A 14,180-nucleotide genomic window follows, 5' to 3' on the forward strand; every position below is an offset into this window, starting at 1 on the left:
CGGGCGTTCTTTCATCACGCCTCCGGGAATTCGTCGTGCGTGCGGCCGTCGAGATGGCGGCCGGCGGTCTTCTTGCCGACGCGATACACGGTCGGCTCGTCGTCGTAGCTCAGGCCGTCATGCTCGCCAGGCGTCATCGTGCTGAACGACCATTCGTCGCCAAACCAGTCGGCGACACGCTCGGTGCGCGTCGGCGGCCCGCCGCAGTTTTCGCCCGGCGCCCATTCTCCCCATTGCTTGAACAGGAACGGGACGCCGGCAGCTGCGCATTGATCACGCAGATCACGCGCCCATTCGGGGTGCATCGGCCGCGCGTCGGCGCCGCTTTCGCCGCCGACGATCACCCAGTTGACCGCGTTCTCTGGCGATATATGGCCGCCACATTTGTGCGCGCGGAAGCCGCGCAGCACGTCGTCGCAGTAGGACCAATCGCTACCGGGTGAAGACCGCATGACGCGCGTCAGATCCACCGGCCCGAGAAGCGGCTCCATAGATAGAAAGCGCACGCGCGCCGGCACCGCGAGCAGCTTCGGTATGTCGCGGTCGGCTTCTTCCTGGTTGACGATCGTCGCGCCGAGCCAGATATTGTCGTGCAGTCGCGGTTTTTCGATGCGATCCAGATCGAATTGGTACTGAGCGGCTTCGCCGACCATCGACATGACGTTGCCGATCCGCTTCGTCAGCAGCAGCCAGTCGAGATTCGGCGTGCGCTCGATCAGCGTGAACAAGTCCGCGCGCCACGCCGGATCGACAGCGTTGTCGAACACGTCCGCTAGCGACGCGCAGAACACGCGCTGGCGCCGGCCATGCGCGGCGAAGAACTCTGCTTGCGCCGCTTCCCACGCAAGCGGCTTCCGCCAGTTCGCCAGCGACGTGCGGCGGCGCGGAGCACCAGGCCCCCAGTTCACCGCCGTGCCGCCGCCGAAGCGGGCGGCGCGCGTCTCGGCGTAGCAGTGATCACAGCCCGGGCCGACCTTCTGGCAGCCTTCCCACGGGTTGAACGTATGGTCGCACCATTCGATCTTGGTGTTCTCGCTCATCGAACGCTCCGCAGATAATCCTTCAGCTGCGCGACGTACTCATCGTGCGTCGGATGGTCGGATACGACCAGCGTGCAGTGGTGGCTGGTGTAGACGCCGCCGCCGATCGACCGCGCCGGCATTTCGCCGGCGGCGATCAGCGCGGCCATGTCGGTCAGTGCGTCTGCCAGGTTTTGGGGCGTATCTGCCTGGATGACCGCCTCGAACTGGACCGCGCGTTTCGGTGCTTCGCTCACGAGGTCACCTCGGCCGATTCGATCAGGTTGTCAGCGACCCATTTGCGCATGCGTGTCCAGCGCTGTTCGGGCGTCTCGAAAACGAATCCACCGTGCGCGTGATCCCAGTGATCGCCGTTTTCGTCGTTCTCGAAAACGATTTCCGCAGCAAGCGCGGGTGCGATATTGAAGGCGGCGGCGACTGAGTGCCGGTCTTCGGGGTCGATGCTCTTCAGATCGAGACCTCGTACGTTGCCGAGCACGCCGAGCGTGCAAAAATCGCCTGCCGTATCTTGCAGTTCTGCGGTGATCAAACGCTTTTCCGGCATCGCGTCGAGCGCGGCAGCCAGATCCCGGAGCAAGGCTTGGCCACGCTTCCCGCGAATCGCATTGCGCACCGTCGTGCGCCACAGTTCGACGTTCTCGCAATCATCGCTATATCCACTTCTGCTCATGACTGGGACTCCTTGAGGTTATCGGCCGGCGCCGCAGCTGCGCGAGCTGCGTGACGGTCTGCAATGAACTTCTTCAGCCACTCGACCGCGTCATCGGGCGAACCGAGGGAGCCGGTGACCTTGCGGCGCTTGTTCATCGCGCCGCACTGCTCGTAGGTGATCGGAACGGCACCGGCGGCAATGGCGGCGGCGCGCTTGCTGATCGCAATGTCGAAGTGCTCATCGCGCGTGCCGCGGTGCTGGATCCACTTCGGATTGACGTCGATCGCCCTGACCATGGCGAGCAGTTCGTCGGAAGTGTCCGCAATGAGGTGCGACATCTTGTAGACGCGGCCGCTTGCCGTTTTGAATTCGCCTATCGGATGGCGATACATGTCGTCGACATAGACAGTCATGCTCGTACCCATCCCGTCGACGTGGAACGGATCTTCCCCGCCTTGCGAAGAGCTTGCAGGCGCCGGTCGATGACGCGCCAGCCGACAACCTCGCCACGGGTGCGCGGCGTCGCTTCGTCTTGGGCAATCCGCTCGCTTTCGACTCGTACCGGGCCTGCATTGATGAAGACGAATTTCTTCGGCGTTTCGTCAATTGCTGCGAGGATCAGCGCATCGAGATTCTGATACTTGCTCATGGTGCATCCCCTTCAGTCGCAGCGGCGCGATCGAGGCGCTCGAGCTCGGCGAGGATCAGGCCGCCTGCCTTTACGAGGTTGCGGCGCTTCGTCGTCGGCTTCCACCATTTGCGCGACCAGTCGGCCGGCCATAGCTTGCTAAATAGCCCGAACACGTCGAACACAAACAGCTCGGCCAACAGGTAGCATGCGGCTGCGAAACCCATTTCTCCGTTGTCGTGCTCGTCGTCATGCTCGGGCGTCCATCCCTCGACTTCGACCTGCCGCCGACGCTCGGCAATGACGTCCCGTACCGCCTGCGTGTCATGCGCGACCCAAGCAGGCGGTTTTCCGAGCGGCGGCTTCCACTGCTCGGCGCCATCCACATACGTGTACCCCCTGGCTTCGAGGGTTCGTACAGCTGCGTTCCGTGCTCGGAGTGCTGCCTCGCGCGCTTCGTCGCGTGCCTTGCGCATCTTGAAGAAGCCGCACGGTTCGGCAGTGCCGTTCTCGACGTTTCGATCGTCTCCGCAATCGTTGAGGCAATCGCAATTCGGTTTTTTACTCATTGGTTTTCTCCTGCGCTAGCGCGCTCACGATCGGGACGAGGAAAAGCCATCCCATCTGGCGCGATCACGAAAATCGGCGGGTTGCCGAGCTCTTTCGAATCCCACCATGCATGCGCACCATCGCGATACGGATCGTCGTAATAGCGGCTTCCGTCCGAGGTCATGCACGGAGTTGCCGAGCTGCTGCGCAAACAGGGTTCCACCATCGGCACGACAAGTTCTTTCAGATTCGGAAGCCGTTCACCGTCTGGGCCTTCTTGCTCGGCACGGATGTCGTTCTGACCCAGGGGTAGCACGAGCTCGTAGTGGCATTCCCAGCCGTAGCCCGGCTCGTCGCTGGGCGTCCAGCGAAGCTGAAGGCGCGGGGCTGGGAGGTCGTCTTTGTGGGTCATGATGAGGCTCCGGTGCGGGCGGCGTCGATCTCGGGTGCCACGACTCGACTCGCCATGTACTTCGCATGCGCCTTCATCTGCAGGTCAAACACCTCGCGCAGCATTTCGGCGCTTTCCAGCGACATCGACTCGGGCCAGCGCAGGCTGACGTGGCCGCCTTCTGGCAGGTGCAGGCGCATCTCCTGATACCGGATGCCTCGGACCATTTCGAGGGCGGCTTCCAGTTCGGTGATGCGCTTCGCGTGCCGCGCGGCCTCCTGCTTGGCGTCGTGTGCGGACATGGCGCCGGTCAGTAGTTCGTCGATCGCCTCGGATGCGACGTGGTTGCCGCCTTCCTTCAGGTCTTCGGCAATCGCGCGGAAGCGTGCGTAGTCGACCATCACGCACCTCCTGCGCGGGCGGCGATCGTCAGCGCATGCGTCGTGCTCTGAATGCCGACACACGCGAAGAAGTGCGCTGCGTCTACGATGTCAGCATCGCGCACCGGCTTGCGCCCGAATTCAATGGCCGACAGCCCTGCGGGACCGCGGCCAAGGTGCTCCGCCATGTCCATCAGCGTCGTGCCGGAAGCGATCCGCAGCGCGCGGCACAGCATGCCGTAGGGCGTCAGCGGATTCGTGAGGCTCGGCTGTTCGTCCGTCACCTCGGCGCGCGGCTCCGGCAGTTTGAACATGCCTCGCTGGATCTTGATGGCGATGTCTAGCGCGTCAACGTGTTCGTTTGTCAGCGTCTGCGACCGGTCCGCCTCGATCACGGCAAGCGCGGCCGCAATCACGCTGGGCGATGCAGCCGGCTCCGGCGCCGGCTGCGGTGTCGAGATAAGAGCGTTGCGCAACTCGACGAGGAACGCGCGAGATACTTTCGCCATGCCGTTCTCGCTCGATTCGATGCTCGAATTGATGTAATTGGCAATCCAGTCGGGAAGCTTACCGGCCATGGTTGGCTCCTTGGAGAAGTGCGAGGATCTGAGCGTCGCGATCCGCAATATCGAATGCGTCAATTTTCAGTAACGTCGCGAGCCGGTGCCCGAATTCAGCGATGAAGCGATCCGTCAGCCAGACCCGAGCGTCTGCCTGCGAGGGCTGCGGGGCGGCGGCTATCATGGCTTGGTGCGCGGCGTCAAGCGCGTCGTCGCGATCCTTTCCATCTTTCTCGGCCGCGTTGAAAGCAAGGATCGCCTTCACGCGCATATCGTATGAGCGCTCGATCGGCACGAGCACGTAGCCGGCCGGGATCGTCACCGCTTCCGCCCCCGTCTCGTTGGCAGAGGAGGCGCGGACTGTCTCTCCGGCCAAGAGCGAATAGCGCCCGCTGCACTTCGGGCATGCGACGCTCATGACGTTCTCTTGGCCGCATCCGGGGCACTTATCCTCGGCCGGAGACGGGCCGGTATAGCCGCACGAGTAGCCGCACGCTGCATCGGTAGGGTGGCTGTCATTGATGCCGACGTGGCCGCATTCGTCGCATTGGCGGCACTCGACGTACGCCTCGAACGCCGCCCGCTCGTCCGCCGGCTTCGTGGCAGATGCGGCGCGGGCGATGAGTCGCTGAATCGCAGCGCATGCCTTTTCGATGCCGGTCCCGCTGCCATTATCCCAATCAGGCACCGCTCCCCAGAGGGTTCGACAGATGGCCACCCATGCATCGAGATAGGGAACATCTGGTCGGAACGACTCGGCCACGGCAGCGTCGATTTCGCGTTCCACGGCAGCATCCAGCGCTTCGGAAGCGGTCAGCGCAACCTGCTCGTCCGCTGGCGTGCTGGGAGATACGACTCGGGCAGGCATATCGCCATGAAGTACCAGAAAATCCTTGACCGCCTGCTGAACGATTGCAGGGTCGCGAGATTGTCCAGTGTGCACATGGCGAACCCGATACAGCAATCCAATCGCTTCGCGGAGAAGTGCCGCCCGCTCGTCGGCCGTCTCATTGGCAGACGCGGCGCGGGCGAAGACGGGAATCAGTGCGCGAGACGGCGGGTTGGCGGGATGCCACAGCCGCACATGGTTCTCCGGAACGTCTGCAAATTCGGGCGAGCCGAGCTTTTCGAGTTCATCGGCTTCGATGCAGCCGATTGCCCCCGTGTGAGCCCAACTGTCGATTCGTTTGAGTTGCGCAATCCGCTCGCGTGCAGTTTCAGAAATTTGCCGAGTGTGCCCTATGCCACCCGACTCATTAGCCGCCCGCTCGTCCGCCAGCGATGGTGCGGGTTGCTTGGGTCTGCACACAGAGCAGTCGTCGCTCGGCCTGACCCAGCAATTGCATTTTTCGCAAAGCGTTGCCTCGACATCGTCGATCGGCGCTGCTGCGGGTTGTGCCCTCTCGGCATGAGCGTAGACCAGAGGACGGGCCTCGTAACCATCTTTCTCGGTCAGGTGACCACGGTGCGTCCAGCGGGTGTAGTCGACAATCGCGTGACCTGTCTCCTTGTTGTAGAACTCGTAGGCAACTGGGTTGTCGCCAAGGTCCATTCCATGTTCACGGGCCGAAGCTAGCATCTTCTGCTTGTCAAATTTCGGCGCTGCTGCGGGCTGCGAAGAACGGTGCTCGATGAAGTCGATCACTTCGGCCAACAGCCGATACCGACACGTGGCATCGTGATATTGCGGCTCGGGCGTCTTGGTCAGGCAAGTGCAACTCGCGGTTTGAGCCATCATCAGGGCATGGACATGCTGCCCGGTCAGCGCATCAGCGCGGCTATTTTCGGTGGTCATGGTCATTCGCTCCAGTAGGACATTTCTTCCCAGGCGGCGTCAGTCGGGCTGAAGCCTTCGGCAGCGTATTGTTCGTGGCACGATACGGCGACATCCCACGCTTGGCGCAGTGGCATGCCTCCATGGCGACGTAAAGCGCGAGCGCAGCGCAACGTCCAGATGAATCGGCGGATGGTGGTCGTCATGGTGTTGGCCCTCAGGTGGTCAGGATGTCTCGCGCGGCGAGGATGAATTGCGTCGCCGCTTCGGCGTTGATCGCATTGCCGTAGGCGCGCAGTCGTCCCACTCGCGAGGGAGCCCCATCAACCAGCGGGAATGTGCCGGGTTCAACTGGCCGCCACTTTCCATCCCGGCAGAGCAGCCAGTCAGCATCTCGCCAGACGCCGTTAGTCGGGCCGGCCCGGTCGCTAACTGCGCTGCATCGTCCAGATTCCGTTTCCCCTGAGCGAAGCGCTTGAGCGCTGTTTGCGGCGTCGCGGTGCGGCCGTTCGGATCTCCGTCGCGGGCCTGTGGTGTCGGCCAGCCAGCAAGCTGCACCTGGTGATCGAGCGTCGTCACCGACTGCCCGCAGTTCAGTCCCGCCTTGCGAGCCAGTGCCTGTTCCGGTGTGCCGCCCGGTGCTGATGCATTCGGCGTGCCCCATCCGGCCAGCCATGCCACCCGACCGAGCAGCGCGTTCAGCGGCACGTTCGCGCATTCCGCGCCGTCCTTGTGATCGCGCGTGGTCGGCGTAGGCCGTCCAGTACGCCCGGTCTCGGATGTGCGGGGAGCCGACGCCCGCAGACGGGAACGGGACACACCCGAAGGGGTAGTCCAGCGCTTCCATGTCAGCGTGTACAAGGTCGATCCACGGGTCGACAGCAGGGCTCGCAACCTGCTCTCCAAAGATGACTGGAGGGCGGCACTCGCCGATGAGCCAGTACCACGCAGGCCAGAGGTGCCGCTCGTCATCAAACCCAGCTCCTTTGCCTGCCGCGGAGAAAGGTTGGCACGGACAGGAACCGGTCCAAACAGGTCGATCGTCGGGCCAGCCTGCGCGTCGAAGCGCGTGCGACCAGACGCCGATTCCGGCGAAGAAATGGCACTGGTCGTAGGCTCGCAGGTCATCAGGTCGGACATCCTCAATGCTCCGTTCGTCGACGTCGCCAGGAGCGATGTGCCCGGCGGCGATCAGGTTGCGCAGCCACTGCGCGGCGTATGGGTCGATCTCGTTGTAGTACGCGGCCATTGGTCAGTCGCCGCAGCCACAGTCGGCAAGATCTTCTTCGGTTTCGTCAGGCTGAAACAGGTTCATCTGCGCGCGGTGGAAATCAGCCTGGCGCAGCAGGTCGGCATAGGAGGGGCGGTCCTGTCGGAACCGCTGGCCGGTTTCGCGTTCCTGCCGAATCCACCATTCAGCTGCCTCTGGCCGCTTCATGAAGATGCGCACGATCTTGTGCTCAGCCTTCAGAAAGCACGCGTCGCAGTTGCCTTCGTCGCTGTTCGGATCGAGCTTCAGGTCGAACGGCATCGATTTCCAGAACTCGTTGACCATTGGCTTCGTCACGCCGGCATGGAACATCGGCATGTAATTGGTCCAGCGGTCAGAGCCGCGTTCGTTCGCCGCCATGCGCTTGTGATACCGACGTTCCTCGTCAGCCCGGACGCCGATGATCGCGTCCCACTCGTCGTACCCGCGATCGCGCATGAACCAGGACGCGGCCTTGATCTTCATGCGATCGGTGCACATGCGGTTTGCGGGGTTCGGCAGGATCGGCGGCTCGCCTTTCTCGGCCGCGCGGTACTGGCGGTAGTACTCGATCACGCGGTCGAAGGGTTCGCCGTTGCGCTCGGCGTGCTCGAAATCGGTGAGTCGCCATGACAGGCCCGAGCCATAGACGCCAGTGAATTCGGTCCAGTAGACGTGAACACCGAGATGCAGCCCAACGTCACGCACGAATTCGAGCGTCTCCGGACGTTCTTTCCCGGTGTTATGAAACGTCACGTACACCTCGTCGGGCAGCTTGCCGCCGTGAGCGTCGACCGTCTCCGCCAGCATGAACGCCGACGATCGGCCGCCGCTGAATCCAAACTGGCTCGGGCCATCGAGAAAGTAAGGGTTACGCGAAGTCATCGTCATCCTCAATTCGTTGTATCAACATCAGTGGTGGGTACTCCGCTCGCATATGGCAGCAGACAGTACGAACGAGGAGGAATTACCGAATGGATATGTCAGGAACGATGACCGACGGCTTGAAGACCACTTTGTAGTGGTAAGTGCTGGCCGGCGCGGCATCGAGTTGTTCGATGAAATACGTCACGTTATTGGACAGGCCGAGAAAATGCTTCTTGTAGGCGTTCGGGCCAGTCTTGCAGATGATCGCAAGCTTCGATTCCGTGCTTGAGTTGTCCTTCGAACACAGCCCCTCGATCGTGAGGATGTAATCGCCGGTGAAACCGTTGTAGAACACAATCCGGCGATTGATCTGGAAGTTGTCCGCTGCGTTCGACAGATTGTGCGACGCCACGTCTGCGTCGTTGGTACATGCGCCGAGCAATGACAGACATACCGCTGTGAAAACAAGAAGCAAGCGCGAAATGTTCATGATTCGTTTCGATCCTGAGTTCAGAAAGAAGGGTGCCGTACAGGCCACCCCCTGAAAGACGCCGCCCTCCGAGTTAAAAGGCGGCGCGGCTACTGACTGGTTGAATCCGTTATTGACCGCCCGGCCGCCATTCGGCGCCGCGGACAATGCGCCCGATCGGCTGGAGCACGAGCACCTCGGTTTCGCGATTGCCGCTCACGAGCGAGCGGCCGCGCTTCTGGGCCTTCTCGATGGTTGCGTGGCGCATGGGCTTCGCGTCTCGGCCAATGGTGACGAACATCGACCCGAGCGGCCGCACGTCACCGCTAAGCGCGTCGATGCGCTGCTCAAGATGAGCGTTGTTCGCCTTGATGAGCGCATTCAGATCTTTCAGCGACGAGAGTTCAGCGACCAGCGCGACATGCTCTTCGTCGCGGTCTTTCGCTGCGGCGGCACGTTCGCGTGCGGCTTCAATCGCAAGCGTCATCGTCGGGGGCAAGTCGAGGATTTCGAGCAGGGTGCGTACGCGTTCGGAAAGAGCAGCCATCGCGCTGTCTGCAACGTCTTCGACGATTTGCTCGCCGGGCGCGAGCGTGGGAATACTGACTGGCTGCGATTTGCCGACAGGCTCCGCGGTTGGGACGTCCGCGGCACCGCCAATGGTGGAATCGGAGGTTCCGTGTGCCGCCGGCTGAGCTTCGGCGGCCGAGAGCCAGTATGTGTATTCGTTGCCGCCGCCGGGCCGCTTCTCGCGCTCGACGAGTCCGTCCGCGTGCATTTTGTTCAACGCATGTGCGACGTCGAGCTGCGGCATACCGATGTTCAGCGAGATCTTCTTGGCGGTCGAATTGACGACGCTCGACAGGTACTTTTCGATCAGGTCACGCATGTTTCGCTCAGCCTTGATTGTCTGCGGCGACGGGTTCGGCGCCGTCGGGGCCGGCCGCAGCACCGGTCATTCCGAGGCGATTCTGGGAGAGCACGCGCGCGGCTTCGAGCATGATTTCGCTATCGCGCGCGTCGATCTGGAGGGCGGCACGGTTTCGCAGACGCTCGACGAGCTCGGCCGTGTTGCTCGGCGCGACGATATAGGCAAGAGCGAAGCGCCGCAGCGCCTCGAGCGAGCCGGTGGCACTTTGGTATTCCTCGCGCCCGATACGTGCGTCGAGGGTGACTGCGAGTCCAGCTCGGCGAGCGATGTCTGCGATTTCCATGACCGGCTCCTGATCAGTGCAGCGCGTGCGTCGTCGAGACTTCCGGCGCGACGATCGTTTCGATTTCTTCGGCCGTCGGAAGCCAGTTGATAACCGTGTCCGTGATCACGTCCATCACACGGCGTTGCCGTGCGATCTGACGTTCCTGCTCCGCGCGTAGCAGGCTCAGCGCCTTCTGCCAGCCCGGGTCGCTCGCCGGGTTGTCGAGCCAGACGGCCGACCACTGGCCGGCGCCGAAGCGCTCATCCATCTGGCGCTGCGTATCGGCGCGAGTTTGTGCGATCAGGAAGACGTCGCTACCAGGTGCATCGCACTCGCTGTCGACCTGCATTGCGAAGCGGGCGAAGGGGAGCGTCCAGTCATCGAAATAGGCGACGCCAATCACGACGCCGTCCTCCGAAAGTGCGACGATGGGATGGCTCGGGTCGGTGGGACGGCGGTCATTGAACACGTAGACGATCTTCATTTCGGGTACCTCAACTGTTTCGATTACCGCGCTTCGCGGCGCGGAGGTGAGCTCGCGCGACGCGGTACGCATCGCGCAGAGTCAGATTCCCCGCATGCAGATCGGCCATGACCTGCCACAGGGTCGGATGCGACGGTGCGGCGTCACCATGCTGCTCGAGCCGTTGCCCCACGATGCGGGTGAGTTCTGCGCTGTAACGCACGCGCGGTTTCGGGTAGCGATCCATGCAGATCTCGTCGGAGAGTCGGGCGATATGGAAAAGGCATACGGCGATGAGCAGCCCGAGAACGACGATCAGCGACAAAAGGGTCCGGTATTCCACGATCAGTCCTCGTCGCAGTCGTTCGCGGCGCGCCGCTTGATGTCGAAATCGCGATCGGCGTCAGATGCCGGACGAACGGGTCGCGCGACGCGCTTGATCGTCACATCGCGGACCTTCGGATTCGGGTTCAGCTGTGCGCGGACAGCGGCTTGAATCGCGGCGCGCAGAGCCGGGTTCGAAAGCGCCTTCTCCGGCGACCCGGCACCCAGCGTTGCGCACGCAGGGGCGAGCACGTCGTCAGGCAGGCGGGTCGGGGTCGGGCGCATGTCTAGCTCACATGCAGCGCGAAACCGCGCATTGGACTTCGTATTGCGCTGCCTGGTCCTGATACTGGAAGTAGCCCAGGATGAGGAAATAGGCGAAGCACACGCCGAGGACCGCGAACACGTTGCGGGAAATCTGAAATGCCTTGCGCGCCATACGACGCGCGCGCGAGTCGCGCTTCGTGCGCTTCCAGGTGATCAGGGATTCGGCGGTCGGTTGGTTCGTCGCGTTCATGTTCTATCCTCGGTGTGGTGTGATTGCCCGCAGGGCGGGAGCGGGTGGTCAGGCGGTAGCGAGGCTGAAGTGCTCGGCGATCTGGACTGCCTCCGCACGCCATTCGGCTTCAATCTCGAACATGCCGCGCTGGCGAGCCGTTTCAGCGTCGGCCATGCGCTTGTCGTGCCAGCGCTGGGCGGTTTCAGCGGTAACGCGCACGGTGCCGAATTGCAGTTCCATCGTCTTTCTCCTGTAGCGGGAACGGTTGTTCAGGCGTATTCGCGCGCGTCGGGGAATTTGGCGACAAGGCCCGCAGCGTAGCCATCGAGCCATGCTTGACGCAGCCGCGCGTCGTCGATGCCTTCCGTGCTGTCGGACAGTCCCGCATACCCCGCACGACGGCCAGCGTCATAGAACCGGCGGATGACGGCCGCGCCAAAGCCCTTGATCAGTTGCATCGTCGTTCCCCTTCGTGTTGCGTTGGTCAGAAGCTCAACATCTGCTTCGACTGCTGATGGAACGAAGTGTAGCAAAATGATTTGCGAAGTAAAGCAAAATGATTCGTGCCGGCCGCACCGGCAACCAAAAAGATTTCTATGGGCGGTGAAGGCCCAATAGCGATGAGGGGGTCGGGGGCGCGCGAGGGCGAAAAAAATCCCGCGGGCGCGGGACGGTGAACGTCAGTGGGATGAGGAGGGGGAGTGCGATGCGATGGCGCGGGCGGCCATCAGGAGGTGATACGACACTTCGTACAGCAACTTCTCGACGTCTGATGATTTCGCGTCGGTTTTCCCTCTGTCTTGCCGACCTGCACGAGCTCTGTACTCGCTGAGGTCGACGACTTGGCTATTTCTTCGGATTTCGCTCATTGTGGGGCCCCGTCAGATTCTCGTAGCGCGGTCCCAGGAGTTTGTCGACTTCTGCCAGCATTTGGGACTGCGCGGAGCCAGTTTGAAATTCAGTGAAAGCTGCAGAAAGTTGGAGTAAACCCGTATGCAAAATGAACGATTTCCGCGCGACCTCGCCAACTGAGTCCAGACGGACGACACACGAAATCAGGCTTTTTGCTTCGTCGCTCAGGGCGTTGTTTTGCCCGCTGATTGAGCGATGTACGTCGTCGGTTGAATGGTCGTGATCGAGCCATCCGACTTCCTTCCCATACGCATCCTCAATGTCCCGCGCCATCGCGTGGCCTATGCCCCGCTTGGGGTTCGGCCCGATCAGCTGGTTCGCCTGCTGCGGGGTCATATTCAATGCGCGCGCGAACTCGGCCGGCGCACCCTCTGCAAGTCCCCGGGCGTTCTCAAGGCGCATCTCTAGGCATGTCTTCATACCGGTAAGGCTAGCGAGATTGATCATTTTGATAAACATGCAAAAAGATTTGGATGTATGAATCGTTTTGATCTATAGTGCGGGCATCGACCACCGTAACCAGCCCGACCCCATGGATCTGAAAACCTATTTCCGCGTGACGAAGCCGGCCGAGCGCAAGGTGCTCGCTGAATCGGCCGGGACGAGCGTGGACTACCTGTACCTCTGCTCACGGGGGACCAGGAAGCCTGGGGCCGAGCTCTGCAAGGCGCTGGTCAAGCTCGAACCTCGCTTCACGCTTGCGGATCTGCGTCCGGATATCTGGGGCAACGGCATCGATGCGGCAGCGGCCAGCGACGATGTTCAGCCGCCGGCGGGGACGCCATCCGGTAACGAGAAGCTGGCGAAGATGGTGATCTGAATGACCGCCTTCGCAACGACGATTGATCCGCGCGTGACCACCCCGTAACGCGAGGCTTTGCCCGGCCAGTCGGTCGGGCCTTTTTATTCCAGATGTCGAGTTGATGCGATGGAACTGCGAAAGCTTCAAACCGTGATTGACGACCTGGTCGACGCGGTCGGCCGCTGGCCCGAGCTCGCGAGCGATGTCGCCGCATTCTTGTTCGACGAGTCGTTTGTGGTGCGTGACGGACTTTTCTCGATCCGTACCGCAGACGGCGCCGAAGTGAAGGTCGGCGACACGGTCCGTATGGAGATCGGCATCGCCATCTTTGCTGCGCCGGAGCTGGCGCAGTTTGCAGCTGCAGTAACCCAGGGAGTCGTTCCGGCTATGCCGCTCGTTGGCGGCGCGGGACGTCAATAACAGAAGGGCAGTTTTTCGCATTTTTTAGCAAGAAAGGTGATCGTCATGTCCAAACGTGCCGAGTACAAGAACGAAGTGAAAACAAGGCTGACCGACGAGGAGTACGACGCGATGCAGACGTTCAAGGCTCTGCACGGTATCGACTCCGACGCGGCTGCACTCGCACGCATCACGCGCCTGTTGCTGCTTGGCGTTGTTGGCACTTTGCCGGCACGGCTGGTCGGCGTCAGTGCCGACGTGGGACAGATCGGCCCGCGGGTGCGCGCATGAATGGCGATTCGGTCGAACAGCCGATCATCCTGCCGCTGGCTGAATCTGCGGATCTCGCGACGAAAGCAGCAGAGCAGGGCGTTTCCACTCCCGAATTTCTCGGGATTCATGTGCTTCGCAGCGCCTACGGGGCTTTGCACCCCGTTGTGATCGAGTTCGAGCGGCGGCCGAAGCAGGGACAGATTGGGACACTCGGAGAGGAGGAGTCCTAATGTTTCACGTGAAATCGTTTGTGGACATCGTGTTGCAGGCCAGTGCATGCGCATTGATGGTGTGCGCCTTCTTCCCGGCTCGACATCACATCCGCCTTCAGCTGCTCGCGGTGTTCGCCGCTTTCCTCTGCACCTTTCTCGTTCTGTACGCCTGATATGGCCCGGTTCCATTGCCGCTGCCGCCACTGTGATCGACGCAAAGTGCTGCTCGACAAGCCGGACGTGCTCGAGCAATCGGCCTATCCGCAATGCGACTGCGGCGAACGGAACTGGCGAATCGACAAATGGATGATGCAGCGGAACGCCGGCACGACGCGATGCGATTGCGCCGGCTGGTGGTTTCCACACCGCATGGGCTGCTTCTATTGCCTGCATCGAAAAGACGGCAGCGACCGGCTGCCCGGCCACCCTGATTTTTGGACGCGCGACATGACGCAAGAGCAGCACGACGCGCTTGTTGCCCGCTACCAGTCCGAATCGCTCGAAACCTTTTCGCCGCTCGAAGCGGCCGCGTAGGAGACGC

Annotated in this window: 29 protein-coding genes; 6 read left to right on the forward strand and 23 right to left on the reverse strand. The window is 62.1% G+C overall.

The window, feature by feature from the left end:
• Nucleotides 1-14 precede the first annotated feature (14 nt).
• From CFB49_RS07460 to CFB49_RS07560, 23 genes are all read right to left on the reverse strand, one after another.
• Nucleotides 15-1,040: a phage Gp37/Gp68 family protein gene (locus CFB49_RS07460; RefSeq protein ID WP_089491006.1), complete on the reverse strand. Its 1,026-nt coding sequence runs from the start codon at nt 1,038-1,040 to the stop codon at nt 15-17.
• Nucleotides 1,037-1,276 (reverse strand): hypothetical protein, encoded by a 240-nt coding sequence (locus tag CFB49_RS07465; RefSeq protein WP_089491007.1) that lies wholly within the window; start codon nt 1,274-1,276, stop codon nt 1,037-1,039. Before CFB49_RS07465 ends, CFB49_RS07460 begins: the two co-directional genes overlap by 4 nt.
• On the reverse strand, nt 1,273-1,710 hold the full coding sequence (locus tag CFB49_RS07470; protein WP_089491008.1) for a hypothetical protein: 438 nt from the start codon (nt 1,708-1,710) through the stop codon (nt 1,273-1,275). Before CFB49_RS07470 ends, CFB49_RS07465 begins: the two co-directional genes overlap by 4 nt.
• A complete protein-coding gene (locus CFB49_RS07475) occupies nt 1,707-2,105 on the reverse strand; it encodes a DUF4031 domain-containing protein (RefSeq protein WP_089491009.1) in 399 nt (132 codons plus the stop codon). The genes CFB49_RS07470 and CFB49_RS07475 overlap by 4 nt, the downstream gene beginning before the upstream one ends.
• Nucleotides 2,102-2,341, reverse strand: coding sequence for a hypothetical protein (locus CFB49_RS07480; RefSeq protein ID WP_089491010.1), 240 nt, complete (start codon nt 2,339-2,341; stop codon nt 2,102-2,104). Before CFB49_RS07480 ends, CFB49_RS07475 begins: the two co-directional genes overlap by 4 nt.
• The gene (locus CFB49_RS07485; RefSeq protein WP_143329242.1) at nt 2,338-2,889 is read right to left on the reverse strand and encodes a hypothetical protein; all 552 of its coding nucleotides are present in this window, start codon (nt 2,887-2,889) and stop codon (nt 2,338-2,340) included. Before CFB49_RS07485 ends, CFB49_RS07480 begins: the two co-directional genes overlap by 4 nt.
• Nucleotides 2,886-3,281, reverse strand: coding sequence for a hypothetical protein (locus tag CFB49_RS35525; protein ID WP_143329243.1), 396 nt, complete (start codon nt 3,279-3,281; stop codon nt 2,886-2,888). Before CFB49_RS35525 ends, CFB49_RS07485 begins: the two co-directional genes overlap by 4 nt.
• On the reverse strand, nt 3,278-3,661 hold the full coding sequence (locus tag CFB49_RS07495; RefSeq protein WP_089491013.1) for a hypothetical protein: 384 nt from the start codon (nt 3,659-3,661) through the stop codon (nt 3,278-3,280). Before CFB49_RS07495 ends, CFB49_RS35525 begins: the two co-directional genes overlap by 4 nt.
• Nucleotides 3,661-4,218: a helix-turn-helix domain-containing protein gene (locus tag CFB49_RS07500; protein WP_089491014.1), complete on the reverse strand. Its 558-nt coding sequence runs from the start codon at nt 4,216-4,218 to the stop codon at nt 3,661-3,663. Before CFB49_RS07500 ends, CFB49_RS07495 begins: the two co-directional genes overlap by 1 nt.
• Complete coding sequence (locus CFB49_RS07505; protein WP_143329244.1) at nt 4,208-5,995, reverse strand: hypothetical protein; 1,788 nt, start codon at nt 5,993-5,995, stop codon at nt 4,208-4,210. Before CFB49_RS07505 ends, CFB49_RS07500 begins: the two co-directional genes overlap by 11 nt.
• Before the next feature lie 2 nt (nt 5,996-5,997).
• Nucleotides 5,998-6,180, reverse strand: coding sequence for a hypothetical protein (locus CFB49_RS35530; protein ID WP_143329245.1), 183 nt, complete (start codon nt 6,178-6,180; stop codon nt 5,998-6,000).
• 11 nt (nt 6,181-6,191) lie between these two features.
• Entirely contained in the window at nt 6,192-7,223 is a 1,032-nt protein-coding gene (locus CFB49_RS07510; RefSeq protein WP_089491016.1) for a DNA cytosine methyltransferase, read from the reverse strand.
• A gap of 3 nt (nt 7,224-7,226) precedes the next feature.
• Nucleotides 7,227-8,114 carry a hypothetical protein gene (locus tag CFB49_RS07515; protein ID WP_143329246.1) on the reverse strand — a complete coding sequence of 296 codons (888 nt, stop codon included), beginning with the start codon at nt 8,112-8,114 and terminating at the stop codon, nt 7,227-7,229.
• Nucleotides 8,115-8,190: 76 nt separating this feature from the next.
• The gene (locus CFB49_RS07520; RefSeq protein WP_089491018.1) at nt 8,191-8,580 is read right to left on the reverse strand and encodes a hypothetical protein; all 390 of its coding nucleotides are present in this window, start codon (nt 8,578-8,580) and stop codon (nt 8,191-8,193) included.
• Nucleotides 8,581-8,689: 109 nt separating this feature from the next.
• Entirely contained in the window at nt 8,690-9,448 is a 759-nt protein-coding gene (locus CFB49_RS07525) for a hypothetical protein (RefSeq protein WP_089491019.1), read from the reverse strand.
• 7 nt (nt 9,449-9,455) lie between these two features.
• Nucleotides 9,456-9,773 (reverse strand): hypothetical protein, encoded by a 318-nt coding sequence (locus tag CFB49_RS07530; RefSeq protein ID WP_089491020.1) that lies wholly within the window; start codon nt 9,771-9,773, stop codon nt 9,456-9,458.
• Nucleotides 9,774-9,786: 13 nt separating this feature from the next.
• Complete coding sequence (locus CFB49_RS07535; RefSeq protein WP_089491021.1) at nt 9,787-10,239, reverse strand: hypothetical protein; 453 nt, start codon at nt 10,237-10,239, stop codon at nt 9,787-9,789.
• A gap of 10 nt (nt 10,240-10,249) precedes the next feature.
• The gene (locus tag CFB49_RS07540) at nt 10,250-10,561 is read right to left on the reverse strand and encodes a hypothetical protein (RefSeq protein ID WP_143329247.1); all 312 of its coding nucleotides are present in this window, start codon (nt 10,559-10,561) and stop codon (nt 10,250-10,252) included.
• 2 nt (nt 10,562-10,563) lie between these two features.
• Nucleotides 10,564-10,827, reverse strand: a complete 264-nt coding sequence (locus tag CFB49_RS07545) for a hypothetical protein (protein WP_089491023.1) — start codon at nt 10,825-10,827, stop codon at nt 10,564-10,566.
• 7 nt (nt 10,828-10,834) lie between these two features.
• Nucleotides 10,835-11,059, reverse strand: coding sequence for a hypothetical protein (locus CFB49_RS07550; protein WP_089491024.1), 225 nt, complete (start codon nt 11,057-11,059; stop codon nt 10,835-10,837).
• Nucleotides 11,060-11,107: 48 nt separating this feature from the next.
• Nucleotides 11,108-11,281: a hypothetical protein gene (locus tag CFB49_RS36240; RefSeq protein ID WP_179234866.1), complete on the reverse strand. Its 174-nt coding sequence runs from the start codon at nt 11,279-11,281 to the stop codon at nt 11,108-11,110.
• Nucleotides 11,282-11,310: 29 nt separating this feature from the next.
• The gene (locus CFB49_RS07555; protein WP_089491025.1) at nt 11,311-11,499 is read right to left on the reverse strand and encodes a hypothetical protein; all 189 of its coding nucleotides are present in this window, start codon (nt 11,497-11,499) and stop codon (nt 11,311-11,313) included.
• Nucleotides 11,500-11,887: 388 nt separating this feature from the next.
• Nucleotides 11,888-12,412: a hypothetical protein gene (locus CFB49_RS07560; protein ID WP_089491026.1), complete on the reverse strand. Its 525-nt coding sequence runs from the start codon at nt 12,410-12,412 to the stop codon at nt 11,888-11,890.
• Nucleotides 12,413-12,485: 73 nt separating this feature from the next.
• Between CFB49_RS07560 and CFB49_RS07565 the strand changes: the two genes are divergently transcribed.
• From CFB49_RS07565 to CFB49_RS07585, 6 genes are all read left to right on the forward strand, one after another.
• Nucleotides 12,486-12,773 (forward strand): helix-turn-helix domain-containing protein, encoded by a 288-nt coding sequence (locus CFB49_RS07565; protein WP_143329248.1) that lies wholly within the window; start codon nt 12,486-12,488, stop codon nt 12,771-12,773.
• A 108-nt stretch (nt 12,774-12,881) separates the two neighbouring features.
• Nucleotides 12,882-13,175 (forward strand): hypothetical protein, encoded by a 294-nt coding sequence (locus tag CFB49_RS07570; RefSeq protein WP_089491028.1) that lies wholly within the window; start codon nt 12,882-12,884, stop codon nt 13,173-13,175.
• A gap of 45 nt (nt 13,176-13,220) precedes the next feature.
• Nucleotides 13,221-13,445 carry a hypothetical protein gene (locus CFB49_RS07575; RefSeq protein WP_089491029.1) on the forward strand — a complete coding sequence of 75 codons (225 nt, stop codon included), beginning with the start codon at nt 13,221-13,223 and terminating at the stop codon, nt 13,443-13,445.
• Nucleotides 13,442-13,657 (forward strand): hypothetical protein, encoded by a 216-nt coding sequence (locus tag CFB49_RS07580; protein WP_089491030.1) that lies wholly within the window; start codon nt 13,442-13,444, stop codon nt 13,655-13,657. Before CFB49_RS07575 ends, CFB49_RS07580 begins: the two co-directional genes overlap by 4 nt.
• On the forward strand, nt 13,657-13,812 hold the full coding sequence (locus CFB49_RS36245) for a hypothetical protein (protein ID WP_179234867.1): 156 nt from the start codon (nt 13,657-13,659) through the stop codon (nt 13,810-13,812). Before CFB49_RS07580 ends, CFB49_RS36245 begins: the two co-directional genes overlap by 1 nt.
• 46 nt (nt 13,813-13,858) lie before the next feature.
• Nucleotides 13,859-14,173 (forward strand): hypothetical protein, encoded by a 315-nt coding sequence (locus CFB49_RS07585; RefSeq protein ID WP_256979900.1) that lies wholly within the window; start codon nt 13,859-13,861, stop codon nt 14,171-14,173.
• The last annotated feature ends 7 nt before the right edge of the window (nt 14,174-14,180 follow it).

Origin of the sequence: Burkholderia sp. AU17457 (genome assembly GCF_002223255.1) — a bacterium.
In the GTDB taxonomy this organism is placed as follows: Bacteria; Pseudomonadota; Gammaproteobacteria; order Burkholderiales; family Burkholderiaceae; genus Burkholderia; species Burkholderia sola.